Raw genomic sequence first — 14,485 nt, 5'->3', positions numbered from 1 at the left:
AAGTGGGTGTGCAAGGGTAGCGGCCTGAATGACCGCTTAGGTGTGTGGGTGTCGAACGGAGAACCTGGCAGATTCCGGCTGGGGGCGAAAGGCAACTTCCGACCCCGCATTAGCCGGTCAACGCGTCCCGCTTGAGTGCCCGTAATGCAGCGTGTCCGGTCGATCGCGGTCGGCGGCTGAGCTCACGGTCTCGGCTCCTTTCTGGTCATTCAGGCACCCAGGCGATTGCGGCACTAATGGCTGGTCCCAAGGTACTGCAGACATAGCCGGTCGCCGGCGCCCGGCAAAGCTGCTCCAGGACGGCAGATCAATCGCGGCCGACGCCATTCGAAGTCGAAGGCCGATCGAATGTCCGCTGGTCAAGGGCTCCAACTGGAACTGCCGACCCTGAGCGGGCATTCGCGCCCGCTGATTGAACACCCCAAAGCGGTCGATCGTTAGGTGAAAGTGCCAACGAAAACGAGGCAAGCTCCGCGTCCGTCGACGGACCTGTTGGGCAGGCAACCAACCTCTTAAAGGCTTTAATCGGCGACCAGCTGTTTGGTCGCTCATTGCGCAGGGGCCCTCTTCGAAGTCATTTCGACGCTTGCGGCTCCGGCGGGCTCGCCTCCCGGAGGACAAACTTCTCCATCGAGACGGTGTAACCGCCCGTCGCGGCATCGTGACGCACGCACGAGACCGTCGGATAGAAGCCACGCTGAGCCACCGCCCGCGGCGCCTTGATGGGCACGCAGGTGTTCGGCTTGCGGAGCAGATGCGTGCGCGTCACCATCTCCTCCCAGAAGATCACGTGACCGTCGAAGACACCGTAGATGAAGCTCCGAGTGAACGGCTGCTTGCTAAACTCGGGGCCGGTCAGGTCGATCAGGTGATTGCCCATCGCCGGGACCACCGCGTCGACGTCCTTGAAGTCAGGATGCATGTAGTTGGCCGGCACCGCCTTCTTGCCCATCTGGAACTGGTCGCAGCGCACGAACTCGGGCCCACACGGACCAGGCTCGATGGAAAAGATCTTCGCGATGGGCGCCATCTGGAAGTGCACGTCGAAGTGCGGGACGTCGTAGATGCCGGGCGGAATGTGGCCGGCCGGATTCCAGTTCAAGAGCACCCACTTGAACGGGAAGTCGGCGCGACGGACGACGGTGTCCGGCAGTGGGATCACGTGCTCGTAAGTGTGCTGGCACTTGGTCTCCGCGGAGAGCTTGCCTTCCTTGTCGCGATTGAAGCACCGATGGTTGTCGGAGCCGCTCGGAAGCCCTTCGAGCGCCGCCGCCGACCAGTGGACGCCGATGGCGGCGGGATTACCCTGGTCGTCGAACTCGGCGTAGCTCGAGACCGTGCCGTTGCCGAGCGGCAGCTGCCAGCCCTGTGTGCGTGCTGCCATCCGGGACGCGCAGCCGGAAAACACGAGCACAATAACCGCGAGGAAAGGAAGCATCCGAGACATCATGGCGTGGTCCTCCTGTCTTTCGTGTGGCGGGATTGCATCCTGGTCAATTCAGCCGGCCGGCTTACCATATGATGATGGCTCTCACGCCGTGCTCATAGTAGCGCCGCTCACTGGTCTGCGTCAACGTAAAAATGACCGGACCACCACCTCTTGCGGCGAAGCCGCCTCCTGCAGGTGTGGGTCCGTGTCGATTGACAAGTTGGAGCGCTCAGCCACGATAGACGATCGCATCTGTGAGCGCCTTTTCGACCGGCAAAATGTCGTCAGCCCTCACACTCACGAGAACCGGCGTTTCGCCGGAAGACGTCGTGAGAACGAGCTTGTACTGATACTTCGTTTCAATGTTCCATAGCGGACCTTCGGGAAGGTCGGCTTGTGGCCGTCAGCCGTGGTTCCCCATGTTGGCCGAAAGCAGCCTTTGGAAGATCAGGCTCTCGCCGCGTAGGGCAGCTTACGGGCGCGGTAGCGACCTCACACTCTCGGCCAGAAGGAGACTTTCGGAGGTCTCCTTCAAAGCGGACGCTCACGAACTGCGACGCCGTGTTGCTCGCGAAGCCGCGCTGGTTTGCCAGCGCCATCGAGGCAGGCCAGAAGATCGAGGACTTCGCCGTCTAATGCCTCTGTCCTTCGAGGACGATCGCGTTGGGCCTTGAACGCTATTCCCGTGACGAAGCGCCCCTCGACTGAGCCTCGCCATCGTTGGGAGGAGGCTTGAAGCCTCTGCGCGCATTGACGAGGATGGTCAACGACCCCGCGATGGCCTCAAGTTGTCGGCGCCCCTCAGCCGTGAGGCTTACGTAGACACCTTCGCCCCAGATGACGTCGTCGTCGACGTCGACCGGGCCGCCGTCACGCCACCACACTATCCGCGCCATCAGGTCGCCGCTCCCGTCGACATAGACGAGCCAGTTGTTTTCGTGGGAGTGCCAACCAAGGCGTCGTAGCCAGTATGGGCAGATCACAAGCTGGTACCGAGGTACCAAGGACATGACGCTATCGGAAAAGCGGCGTACGATCGTCGGCGCAGGGTCCCTGGTCATAGCTTTGACTCCGTCAGCCCATCTCGCCCGCGGCAGAAGTTCAAACCATTCCGCTAAGCTGTCACGAACACCGACTTCCAGGAATGGCGCGCGCAATCGCTCGAGCCTGTACTCACGGAACGCATTGCGAACATAGAACGCGCAGACTTCCGCGATGACGGTGTCACCGCCCGCCGTCCATCGGCGGACGTCCCCGGTAACGCCTTGCAGCCATTTTTCGACGACCTCCCCCCAACCAGAGGTGTCCTCGGAAGGCCTGAGCAAATAGGGTGGTCTTGGCAACGGAGAGGGCACGAGCAGACGAGGAGCGGGGAACCCCATGTGATAGAGCAGGGCCTGTACTGCCCTGTAGTCGATCAAGCCAGCCCGTCGCAGCTCACCCGCAACGTAGCGCAGCGCCCGACCTGCCACGACGGCATGCGGCTTGTTGAACGTCATTTTCATGTCCAGACGGCGCAGTTCCGCCTGCAGCCGGTCTGTGGCTGGCTGACCAAACGCTTCCAAGCCGCCCCATTGATCGATCAGCATACTGCAGCGATATCGAACGTGTTCTTCAGACACGCCCGACTGGGCCAAGATGTTGACCAGACCCTCGAACGGGAAGGTCCAGCCGAAGGGGCTCTCCACGAGCATGGCGCCCGAATCTGGATCGACGAGTTGAGGTGGCTCCGATGCCTCGTCGCTCTCGTTTAGGACAATGCGATAGAACGCAGGCAGCTCGCCGCGTGTTATTTGCGCTTGGCGTCCCCAGCGACTCGCAAGGATTGTCGCGGGCTCAGCCACGGCATAGTCGGGATGGTCCGCCAGCGCGACAATTTCGTCTCGCAGCATATGCTCCAGGGAATCCGTTGTATCCAAGAGAAGTAGCTGGATCGCCTCCGCGGGGTCGTCATTTTTGCCGGCGAGGAGCAGCCGCACCAGTTTTTCGAAGACCAGGCCCCCGCCAGACAGAGCATTGAGGTGCAATGCACCGACTCGTACGTGGCGACGAAGCTCAGGCAATGGCAGGCCCGCTGCCCAACGGAAGAGTTCGGCAAGGGCATCCTCGTCACTCAGGGACGCCTGCGCATCACTTTCGAACTGCCGGCCAAGGGTGTGCTCGCGCGTGGTGCCAAGCTGTTCGGCGAGCCAGTTCCACATGGCCGGCCAGTCCGGCGCTTCTGCAATGGTTGGCACGATGTTGTCCAACTCAAGCATGACCGAGGTGATGGACTCCCTGTCTGCCGCCAGCGACGCGGCCAGGTTCTCATATGCCTCCCGCTTTACGGCGGAACCTTCCATCCGCACGCGCGCCCGAAAGTAGCGCAATGTGCTGCCCCCGGTCCACTCGGTCCAAGTCGCTCGATCATCTGTTTCAGTGGCGTAGTCATTTATCAAGCGCTTTGCCACCTCGGTTTGATCCGCATCGATGGCCAAGGTGATGAGGACAAATCGTGCACGAGAGTCTCGCCCGATCGATGGCCAGCGTTCGAAAACTTCCATTGCCTGGGCAAAACCGGCCTCAGGTGCCAATCGATTGAAGGCACGGTTGGCCTCATAGCCGAGATCCTTTGAAGCTCCGTCACGTTCAAGGTGAACCTTCAGCTCGGCGAGTGTGGTCACGTCGTCATAACGCGACGGAGTGTAGGAGTGTCGCGGAGGCGGTGACTCGGCTTGCCAGCGTAAGACAGCTTCGTCCAGCGTGCCGTCTGCGCCTTCCTTCTTCCGAGCAGCGGTCCTGAGTCGCTCGAGCAAAGCGACACGCTCATGCGCGCGGGACTCGGCCTCGATTGCCGCTCTCAACGCTGCGACCACCTCTGGGGCATCTTCTTTGGTAGATGCACCGACTGCAGCGTCCAAGAACTCACCCAAACGCTCTTCGCGATAGTGAGGCTCGATGTAGTAGGGCAGGGCAAGGGCACACCACGTGACGACGCACGCTTGAACTCGCCCCGGCCGCCTTCGCACCATCCCCTGCAACAGCGCGTTCGTGAGAGCGGCCCAGCCAGTCGTTCCCGACTCGACTAGAGCTCTTGCCGCAGCCAGTCCGAATCCAGGGTCGAATATCGATGCCTCTGTCATCAGTCGCGAGGCGATGCGGTACGCAGCGCCACTGCCTTCGGTACGCATCATTCCGTCGATCTGACGCAGCAGAAAGGCGACCCGTTCAGCTCGGCGTGTCGGGTCAGCGGCATTTGCAGACTCGAGCACTTCCATCCACGTCACATATTGCGGGTCCTTCTTCGCAGCTAGCGCGTAGCCCAGTGTTTCGGCAGGTAGCCGAGAGAGGAGCTCTCGTGCGCGTGGCACGTTGCCGACTCGAGCGAAGCAAGCCGCCAGAACCGCCAAGCTATCCAGTTGCATGGATGGGGTGTCTTCCACCAGTTGCTCGACAAGCGGTTCCAGCCTGCGTGATGCCTCCTCGCTGTCGCCGTTGACCCGGAAGACCTCGACCGCGACCTCTCTGCGAAGGCTGTTGCGGCGCCCCCTGGTGGCGTTCGGAGTCGCGAACGCGCGATCGAACTCTGCCAATACGGCCAAGAACTCGTTCTGCCCGCAAAGCGCCGCAGCCTGGATCAACGCCTTGCCAAGCACCGGAGTGGCTACCGAAATCTGATACATCGCATAGTGCTCGTCACTGGCTCGTGGTTGGGCCTGCTCAAGATATCCAAGCGCTGCGCGGGCGGCGCGAGCAATCTCGCCGGAGGCGATCGCGCTGGCCTTGACGCGAGCCTTGCCAAGCAGACTTCCGATGGCATTTGCGTGCAGTTGAAGCGGACGAAGTACCGCGCGCTTGGATGCTGAGACTGCCGCGACCGACAGGCCCAGCATCGCGGCAAGTTCGGCGTGCTCAAGCACTGCGCGCGCCGTGTGTTCCGACAAGGCATCGTCCGTCTGGTTATCCATCTCAGCCACCGTGGGCACAACCAAGCCATCGAATATCGTGCGCGCGATCTCGGTGTCGCCGTGAACGGCCGCGACGATTCCGATACGACGACGCCAAGAATTCGGTACATCTGCGAAGTGCTCATGCGCCAGGGCCTTGCGCAAGAGCCCCATCGCCTTGGCAGGCGAACCCGCCCTCGCTGCACTCAGCGCGGCGTGAACAGTCAGGGCAGTGGCAAACTCCCGAGGGGCACCGTACAGGCGACACACTTCCTCGGCGTCGCTGTCTGGACGGGACGTCACGACGGCCATCACAACCCCGTAGCGAAGTTCTCGAGCTAGCTCGGCATTGGGGGCATCGTCCTGCTCCACGCCGGGGCGTATTGCGGCCTTCGCGAGGCGATCGATTGCCAGGTTGATTTGGTCAGCGTCGCGAAAGTTAACGACACGCTGCGCCCATTGAGTCAACTCCGAGGACTGGTGGTGCAGGTCGTGCCCCTGCAGTTGTCCACTAAGAAGTTGTTGCAGTGGCTCGAGCTTGTCGAAAAGCCCACGCGCACGGGCGAACTGGCCCCGAGCAATTAGCGCATCGACGACCTTGTAACCCTCGGCTCCAATCTCCTCCGCGAAAGCCTGGGCGCCGTCGAGGTCCTCGATTGCCAACAAGGCATCGACGATGGCCGGCGCCTGTTCCAGTGCCCCTGAGCGCCTGCCGATCTCATCTCTGGCCAGCAACAGCCGGAAGACGACGACTGGGTCGTAGATCTCCCTAGCCGCCGCGAAGGCCAGCCGGATGTCCGCTACCAGTTCGGTGAACGATCGTCCCTCTGCGAGTTGCTGCCGAAACCGTGCCGGCAGAGCTAGCGCCAGTACCTCGGCGTGCCTACTGGCGCGCGCAAGGTAACGCAGCTCCAGCCAACGTTGAGTGGTTGTGGGGGGCGCCTCGCTGGCAAGCTTGGCCAGTTCGCCGTACACCTGACCGGAGTACGAGGGGTCCGGTTTTCCGAATCTCATTCGCGGCTTGCGGAGAATGAACAGCCGGAAACTATTGTGAAAAGTACTCCACCCTTGTGCAGTGTCGCTTAGGAGATGTTTCGTCGACCTCAGGGCGCGCTCGATGGCGTGCTCGGGGATAGCTCTGGCGAGTAGATCCAGTGGCATCGGTTCCTCGGCTCGAGCGATGTACCCCAAGACACGCTGCGCCTCCTCGTCGTCGCTTATACCCCGCCAAGCCGATTCATAGACGGTCTCAATGTCACCCTCGAAAGTCAGGGAGCCGCCCAATAGTGCATCGCGGCCAGAAGCGTCAGCATCGCGAAGCGCCTCGAGCAAGTAGCGGGTCACCAGCGGATGGCCATGCGACAGTTCGAACACCGCTTGACGAGAGACGTTCGGATCAAGCCCCACCAGATCGGCCATGCGATGCACCGCTTCGGGTCTGAGCGGCGTCACCAGAACCTTTCGCCTATCGGCGCCTGCCTGGTCCTGCACGGCCGCCTTAAGGTCCTGCAGGTCGAGACGCTGCGTCCCCAGAATAAACAGGACACCTTCGGGAATGGCAGTCGGGAGCGGTAGCTCGGCGAGAAACGATCGTTCCGGCCTTTCCTCGCGCGGAACGTGATCCAACCCGTCAACGACGATCAACGTGCGCACGCCTTCCCGCTGGAACCGCTCGCCCGCTTGTCGCAAGAGCGTGCCGAACTGGCCTCGTCGCTCATGCAGCGAGATGTCCCGGAATCGAATGCCTGCCAGGCCGCTGCGTTTGAGTTGAGTGCTGATGTCCTCGAGGAAGTCGTCAGCCTCGCCTCGTCCGACACCCTGGCCGACACCCGGCACATAGGCGAGGTAGCGGACCAGAAACACCCCGCCTTCGGCTTCGATGGATGTCTGCAAGAGCGTGGACTTGCCTGCGCCTGGGGGGCCTACCAAAGAGATGTAGCCGCTGGAGGCGCTCCGGATGGCGCCTCGCAGGGCTTCCTCGGTCTCCACATTGCGTTGAACGTACGCCCCGATGGGAAACTGATGCACATGGCGAGCGATCGCAGTGTCTCGCCAGTCCAGGTCACGCAGCAGCTCGGCACGCGTCCAGTGATCCTTTTCGCGCCCATCGGCTACAAGCTTTGGCAGCAGCCTCGCGATCTCGCTGGCGAGTCGAACGCCGTCTGGCGAAAGGTTGTGAGTGCGCACGAAGTCGGCTGCTGCACCGTGAAGCAACCGAAACCCCTGCAAGAAGGCTTCGAAGCCCGGTTCGTCGAGTCCGCTGGCAGCGACAAGGGTGTCGATGAAGGGCTGCCACTTTGTGGTCCGCCACTCGGCAAGCGTCCGCCGTGGATGGGCCTCGAACTCTACCAGGAAGGCGGCGCTGTGGTTCCCGGCTCCCTTGACCAGAACATCGGTGGTTGATGGGTAGTCATTCGTGACCAGGCGAATCTCGACTGTCTCGTCGGGATGACTTTTTCTCAAGAATTGCCACGCGGCGGCGAGCGGCTTCAGGAGACCTTCCGCCCCCATCAGGAGCGTCTGCAGTCGGAACCTGTCAGCGAACTGTGAAGTCTTGAACTGGTGACCCACCACTCGACCGGTAAGGCCCAGAACCAAGTCGTCCGCGATGCCGGCCGCCCTGTCCGCGAGGCCCACCCATTGTAGATCGCCGCTGTCCAGACCAGCATATATTGCAGCCGCGGACGCCTCGTACTGCCGACCGTAGCCGCGTTGCGCTCGCCGCTCGCCTTCGCCGGGCGGGACCGCTGCCTGGGTTTTCTTGGCCTTGGCGATGGGACGACGTTCCTTCTTCATTTATGGCTTGCGAGCGGTTCGGCAGCGGACGTAGGTCGGTGCCAATATGCTGCTTGAGTGTTACGGTACATGGCATTCTCCATGAACTGCCCCTTCGACAGGGCGAAGACCGCGACGGAGACGCAGTAGGGGTTCGATCAGCTTCGTTGAATTCGAGCCCTATGCTCCCGAACTTGGCAGCCACGTCGCCTTCTTCTAGGTCAAGCCGGCCCGTGGTCGATGAGGATTGAGTGGAATCTCCCCGGAGGCTGAGTCGAGCAGCCCGGACGCTTCGTTTGTGATCGCCTGCGCCTCGAGACGCTCGACGGCGATACGTCCGCTCTGCACCTCAAGATCGGTCTGCTTTGGGTCGTCAGTACCAGTTCGCCGCTTCCGAACGCAGCCGTTCGCCTTCGGCATTCCCGGCACGACCACGCATGCAAGGCTGTCATGCTCTCGAAGCGTCTTGCGAACGGCAGGTTTCAAGGGTGAACCGGTCACTGGCCGCGAAATCCGCCACCGGCAGCTTTCGGAAATAGCCGTCATTCGCTAGGCCAATCTCGACCGACAGCAGCCAGTTTCTAGCAGGCATTCGTTGACACACGTTTTACCATTGGGTGTCAGTCGAAATAGCCCGGTGGATCACGCGCTACTCCAGCAGATCAAGCGTCCTCGCATCGCCTTCCCCGTCGAAGTACTTTGCCAGCGCCCGGTTAAATACCGGCTCTTGTGGTGCCACCTGCGCAAACAGCGTCATGCACGATCGGAACTTGAGGTCGTCCGGCGAGCGGAAGATTTGCAGTGCCGTCCGGCCTTCCACGGCCACGACAAGCTCGCTGCATTCCTTCAGCCGCGGCCCGAGCACAGGATGCTGCCAATAGGCCTGTGCCTCGACCCTGGAGGCGATGCCGTAGTGCTGCGCGGTGGCACTGCGGCCCAAGGCCTTGAACTGCGGAAACACAAACCACATCCAGTGGCTGGTCTTGGCGCCGGCCGCCAGCTCGGCGCACACCTGGGTGTAGACCGGGTCTTGCGCCAGGACGAAGCGCTGCAGGTCGTGAAGGTCGGTCATGGTGGGCAGTGCCGGGATTTTACGGTTGCGACTGATTGACAAACTGCAGCGCCGCCAGCGGCGGCAAATCGCGCGACACACAATGCCAGGCCTCGCCGGCGTTGGCGCTGAGCCAGAGCCCGCCGGTGGTGGAGGCCATTGCCAGGGTCTGGCCGTCGTTCGTGAGGTCCAGCGCATGGCGGTAGACCAGGTGGTAGGCCTGGCGCTGCGGCAGGCCCTCGGTCAGCACCTTGAAGCTGGCGCCGCCGTCGTCGGTGCGGGTGACCACCATCTGGCCGTTGACTGGCACGCGCACGGCGTCGGCCTGCGCCGGCACAAACCAGGCGCGCTGCGGGTTATGCGGGTCGCAGGCCACGGCAAAACCAAAGCCCGAGGGCTTCGGTGCGGCAATGGCCTGCCAGATCTGCGCGCCGTCGGTGGAGCGGTAAATGCCGCAATGGTGCTGCACCCACAACACCTCGGGCTGGGTCGCGCACTGCACCATGCGGTGCACATCCTGGATGTTTTCGTCATACGCGCCTTCTTCGGGCATGTAGTCGGCCCGCATGCCGGCCGCCGTCAGCGCCCAGCTCGCGCCGCCATCGCGCGTTTGCCAGACGCCACCGCATGAGACGGCCAGGGTCAGGTGCCGAGCATCGCGCGGGTCCACCAGCACGGTGTGAATGCCCGCATGGTCATAGCCGCCGCCCAGCCAGCCCTGGCGTTTGGGGTCCTCCCACAAGGCGGTGTTCAGCGCCCAGCTCGCCCCGCCGTCTTCGGATTTGAACAAGCCTGCTGGAATGCAGCCGGCCCACAGCGTGCCGGGTTGGTTGGCGCCGCCGGCGGCCAGCGTCCAGATCAGGTCTACGCTCCAGGGCGTTTGGTCGTCTGCCCAGGGGCCCTGTTCGGGTTTGGGCGGGAAAGCGGGGGCGGTAATTTCCTGCCAGTTCGCGCCCTGGTCGGTGCTCTTGCGCAGCTTGACGCCGAAATGCCCCATGCGCAGTGCGGCGTACCAGGCGCCATCGCGCGGGTCGGCCAGCACCTGGGTGACCGGGTCGCCGGCAAAGTGGTGCGACTCGATGCCCCAGCGTGCGCCTTCGCCACGGATGACAAACAAACCCTTGCGGCTGCCAGCCAGCAGTGTGTGCATGATGTGACTCCTTGGTGTGCAACCTGACGCCGCCGGTCAATGCCTGGATGACCAGCACGCGATCCCCGGCTTCAAGCTCCCCGACTACAAGCGGCCGATTCAAATGGCTGCGGCCCGGCACCGTCTGCCGGTTTACGAACGCGGCCACATGCTTGCGCACCGCGCACTGGTCGTCAAAGACATGGTGCGCCAGCTCGGGGGGCGCTGCTCATGGCGGCGCAGGCCGGGGGCGAATTCCACGGCGACGATCAGCAACACAGCGGCTCGGCGCCGGACAACCGGTTTAAAAAGTTTCGGGAAATTGTCTGGCGCCAGTTTGGCCCCGTCAAGTTGCTGAAGGGCAGCGGTACACATTGCAACATTGAGGCCTATGGGTGGTAGTTGGCCTCAGATATCCACCATAGCGCCATAGCGGCCAGGCAAGCTGTGGGCCCCTGGAGCCTGTCGGACCGGGGGCGTCAAAAGCGTTCGTAGCCAGAATCGCTCCCAGCGAGGCCAGTTTTGACCGGATTTGGAGCCGACAACTCCCAAGGTCGACAGGCTCCTCGGCTGGTCGAAGCGCTGGATTCCAGTCAGATCTTTTTTATTTTTTTAAGAACAAAATGGCTTTGGCTAAATAAATACGAGAGCAGGCCGCTATTGATTTGATAGTTTTCAAGGGGAACCGCGCCGTGCCATGACTGCTGCCGTCAGCTTGCCGCAAGCCCGTTATCCATAATTAAGAATTCAGTTTGACGGTTTTACCTTGATTGACCGCGTGTTTAACGGTAGACATTACGGAGACAGCTCGTGTTCAAAGCGCTTCAACTCACCAAGTCGGATGCCGGTTTTGCCGCCGCCATCACCGATATCGAGGAATCCCAATTGCCGGCGGGCGATGTGCTGGTCAAGGTGGAGTACTCCACGCTGAATTACAAAGACGGCCTGGCCATCACCAACAAGGGACCGGTAGTGCGCAGCTGGCCCATGGTGGCGGGCATTGACGGTGCGGGCACTGTGCTGGAGTCCAGCCATGCGGCGTGGAAGGCCGGGGACCGGTTTGTGCACAACGGCTGGGGGCTGGGTGAAACGCGTTGGGGTCTGATGTCGGAGCGGGCGCGGCTGCAGGGCGACTGGCTGGTGAAGCTGCCTGAAGCCTTCAGTACGCGGCAGGCGATGGCGATCGGCACGGCCGGCTACACCGCCATGCTGTGCGTGCTGGCGCTGGAGCGGCATGGGACTATGCCTGCGGACGGCGAGGTGCTGGTCACCGGGGCGACGGGTGGCGTGGGCAGCGTGGCGGTGGCCCTGCTGGGCAAGCTGGGCTACACCGTGGTGGCAGCCACCGGCAAGGCCAGTGAAGAGCCCTACCTGAAACAGCTGGGCGCTGCGGGCGTGATGGACCGGGCCGAGCTGTCGGCTCCGGGCAAGCCGCTGCAAAAAGAACGCTGGGCGGCCGTGGTGGACGCCGTGGGTTCGCACACATTGGCCAACGCCTGCGCGCAGACTCGCTACGGCGGCGTGGTGACTGCCTGCGGGCTGGCGCAGGGGGCGGATTTTCCGGCCACCGTGATGCCATTTATCTTGCGCGGCATAACGCTGGCCGGCATAGACAGCGTGATGGCGCCGCTGGCGAGGCGTCAGCAGGCCTGGAGCCGCCTGGCGCGGGATCTGGACCCGGCCAAACTCGAAGCCATCATTGACGAAGTGCCGCTGGCCGAGGCGCCCGCGCGAGCCGCCGACCTGATGGCGGGCAAGGTCCGCGGCCGCGTGGTCGTCAAGATCTGAAGCGGGCATGAAGCCAACCAAGTCATAAAGCCATAAAACCGGAGACACACGATGAGCAGCACAGCGGAAACCTACAAGGCGTTCTACCAGCGTTCGATAGACCAGCCTGACGCCTTCTGGGCCGAGCAGGCTCAACTGATTGACTGGCACAAGCCGTTCAACCGGGTGTGCAACTACGACAAGCCGCCATTTGTGCACTGGTATGAGGGCGGGCAGACCAACCTGTGCCACAACGCGGTAGACCGGCACCTCAAGGACAGGGCGAACCAGGCGGCGCTGATTTATGTCTCGAGCGAGACTGGCCAGGAAAAAACCTACACCTTTGCCGAGCTGCATGTGGAAGTGCAGCGCATGGCGGCCAGCCTGAAGGCGCTGGGCGTGCAAAAGGGCGACCGGGTGCTGATCTACATGCCGATGATTGCCGAGGCGGCATTTGCCATGCTGGCCTGCGCACGCATTGGCGCCATTCACTGCGTGGTGTTTGGCGGCTTTGCCAGCGGTTCGCTGGCGTCGCGCATCGACGATGCCACCCCCAAAGTGATTGTCAGCGCGGATGCCGGCTCGCGCGGCGGCAAGGTGGTGGCGTACAAGCCGCTGCTCGACGAAGCCATACGCCTTTCCCGCCACCAGCCCGAGTCGGTTTTGCTGGTGGACCGCAAGCTGGCGCCCATGGCGCTGGTGGCGGGGCGCGACCAGCTATGGGGCGATTTGCGTCAGCAGCATCTGGATGCGCAGGTGCCATGTGAGTGGCTGGACTCCACGGCCATCAGCTACACGATTTACACCAGCGGCACCACTGGCAAACCCAAGGGCGTGCAGCGCGACACGGGCGGGTATGCCGTGGCGCTGGCGGCCAGCATGAAACATATTTTTGACGGCCGTGCCGGGGAAACCTATTTCTCCACCAGCGACATTGGCTGGGTGGTGGGCCACAGCTACATCATTTACGGGCCACTGATCGCCGGCATGGCGACCATCATGTACGAAGGCCTGCCGACGCAGGGCATGGACGGCCACGCCGATGGCGCCATCTGGTGGCGCCTGGTGGAGAAATACAAGGTCACCGCGATGTTCAGCGCTCCGACTGCCGTGCGCGTGCTGAAAAAGCAGGATCCGGCGCTCCTGAAAAAACACGATCTTTCCAGCCTGCGTGCGCTGTTTCTGGCGGGCGAGCCGCTCGATGAGCCGACCGCCCGATGGATCAGTGACGGGCTGGGTGTGCCCATCATCGACAACTACTGGCAAACCGAAACCGGCTGGCCGCTGCTGACGGTGGCCAACGGCGTGGAGCGCACGCCCAGCAAGTTTGGCAGCCCCGGCGTTCCGATGTATGGCTACCGTGTCAAGCTGTTGCATGAGGCGACGGGCGAAGAACTCACGCAGCCCAATGAAAAAGGCGTGGTGGTCCTTGAAGGCCCCACGCCACCGGGCTTCATGCAAACCGTCTGGCAAGACGACGCGCGCTTTGTCAACACCTACTGGAAGAGCGTGCCGGGCAAGATGGTCTACAGCACCTTCGACTGGGGCATACGCGACGAGGACGGTTACTACTTCATTCTGGGCCGTACTGACGACGTGATCAATGTCGCCGGGCACCGTCTGGGCACGCGCGAGATTGAAGAAAGCATCTCCGGCCATCCGCTGGTGGCCGAGGTGGCGGTGGTGGGTGTGGCCGACGCGCTGAAAGGACAGGTGGCCATGGCGTTTGCCGTGCTCAAGGATGCCAGTTTGCTGCAAGACGGTGCGGCGACGCTCAAGCTGGAGGGCGAGATCATGAAGCGCGTTGATGGTGACCTGGGTGCGGTCGCGCGGCCGGCCAGGGTGCGCTTTGTCACGGCGCTGCCCAAGACCCGCAGCGGCAAGCTGCTGCGTCGCGCCATCCAGGCCGTGTGTGAAGGGCGAGATGCCGGAGATCTGACCACCATGGACGACCCTGCCGCGCTGCAGCAAATTCGCGACCGGGTGTCGGCTTCCTGACGCATTCCTGGCATTGAACCTAGAAACAGCAGTTGACCGCTCGCAAACTTCAGGAAAGCCGCATGCCCATGGACTTTCCCCTCTTCGATGGCGTTTACCTTCTGGGTGACAGCGCTATGCGCCCGATTGCACCATGCTCGGCGCGCCATGCTGCGTTGCTCCGCCTTGTGGGCAGGAGCCCACTGCGTTGTCACGCCTTGCCTGGCACGCCGATCACGGCGCACTCGGACGCATCCAACTGCCGTTTCTAGGTTAAAAGTTTTTCCCGCCATGCTGGGCCGGAGAAACCGGCTCTCGAATTGATAGCGTTTGCAATCTTCACGTTTGTGCGCAACAGACGCATCCAAGGGTAAGTACGGTATTGCGGTGAGGCTTTTCACGCTCAAAATATCATCAAATACTTATATTCG

7 protein-coding genes are annotated in these 14,485 nt (G+C 62.5%); 3 read left to right on the top strand and 4 right to left on the bottom strand.

The window, feature by feature from the left end; translation table 11 throughout:
- Positions 1–574 precede the first annotated feature (574 nt).
- From BPRO_RS13105 to BPRO_RS13085, 4 genes are all read right to left on the bottom strand, one after another.
- Positions 575–1,450: a hypothetical protein gene (locus BPRO_RS13105; RefSeq protein ID WP_011483553.1), complete on the bottom strand. Its 876-nt coding sequence runs from the start codon at positions 1,448–1,450 to the stop codon at positions 575–577.
- A gap of 656 nt (positions 1,451–2,106) precedes the next feature.
- Complete coding sequence (locus tag BPRO_RS13100) at positions 2,107–8,151, bottom strand: ATP-binding protein (RefSeq protein WP_011483552.1); 6,045 nt, start codon at positions 8,149–8,151, stop codon at positions 2,107–2,109.
- Positions 8,152–8,779: 628 nt separating this feature from the next.
- The gene (locus BPRO_RS13090) at positions 8,780–9,202 is read right to left on the bottom strand and encodes a DUF1810 domain-containing protein (RefSeq protein ID WP_011483551.1); all 423 of its coding nucleotides are present in this window, start codon (positions 9,200–9,202) and stop codon (positions 8,780–8,782) included.
- A 19-nt stretch (positions 9,203–9,221) separates the two neighbouring features.
- Positions 9,222–10,331, bottom strand: a complete 1,110-nt coding sequence (locus BPRO_RS13085) for a WD40/YVTN/BNR-like repeat-containing protein (protein ID WP_011483550.1) — start codon at positions 10,329–10,331, stop codon at positions 9,222–9,224.
- Positions 10,332–10,541: 210 nt separating this feature from the next.
- Here BPRO_RS13085 and BPRO_RS29605 point away from each other — a divergent pair, with 210 nt between their 5' ends.
- From BPRO_RS29605 to BPRO_RS13075, 3 genes are all read left to right on the top strand, one after another.
- Entirely contained in the window at positions 10,542–10,712 is a 171-nt protein-coding gene (locus tag BPRO_RS29605) for a hypothetical protein (protein WP_157045797.1), read from the top strand.
- 408 nt (positions 10,713–11,120) lie between these two features.
- Positions 11,121–12,098, top strand: coding sequence for an MDR family oxidoreductase (locus BPRO_RS13080; RefSeq protein ID WP_011483548.1), 978 nt, complete (start codon positions 11,121–11,123; stop codon positions 12,096–12,098).
- 51 nt (positions 12,099–12,149) lie between these two features.
- Positions 12,150–14,075, top strand: coding sequence for a propionate--CoA ligase (locus BPRO_RS13075; RefSeq protein ID WP_011483547.1), 1,926 nt, complete (start codon positions 12,150–12,152; stop codon positions 14,073–14,075).
- Positions 14,076–14,485 lie beyond the last annotated feature (410 nt).

The organism is Polaromonas sp. JS666 (assembly GCF_000013865.1).
In the GTDB taxonomy this organism is placed as follows: Bacteria; Pseudomonadota; Gammaproteobacteria; order Burkholderiales; family Burkholderiaceae_C; genus Polaromonas.
The sequence above is the reverse complement of the archived record's forward strand: the minus strand, read 5'-3'. Positions and strand labels throughout refer to the sequence as shown.

Excerpts from the sequence above, each read along its gene's own strand:
- BPRO_RS13105 (WP_011483553.1), bottom strand. The coding sequence starts at position 1,450 with ATGATGTCTCGGATGCTTCCTTTCCTCGCGGTTATTGTGCTCGTGTTT.
- BPRO_RS13075 (WP_011483547.1), top strand. The coding sequence starts at position 12,150 with ATGAGCAGCACAGCGGAAACCTACAAGGCGTTCTACCAGCGTTCGATA.
- BPRO_RS13085 (WP_011483550.1), bottom strand. The coding sequence starts at position 10,331 with ATGCACACACTGCTGGCTGGCAGCCGCAAGGGTTTGTTTGTCATCCGT.
- BPRO_RS29605 (WP_157045797.1), top strand. The coding sequence starts at position 10,542 with ATGGCGGCGCAGGCCGGGGGCGAATTCCACGGCGACGATCAGCAACAC.
- BPRO_RS13100 (WP_011483552.1), bottom strand. The coding sequence starts at position 8,151 with ATGAAGAAGGAACGTCGTCCCATCGCCAAGGCCAAGAAAACCCAGGCA.
- BPRO_RS13090 (WP_011483551.1), bottom strand. The coding sequence starts at position 9,202 with ATGACCGACCTTCACGACCTGCAGCGCTTCGTCCTGGCGCAAGACCCG.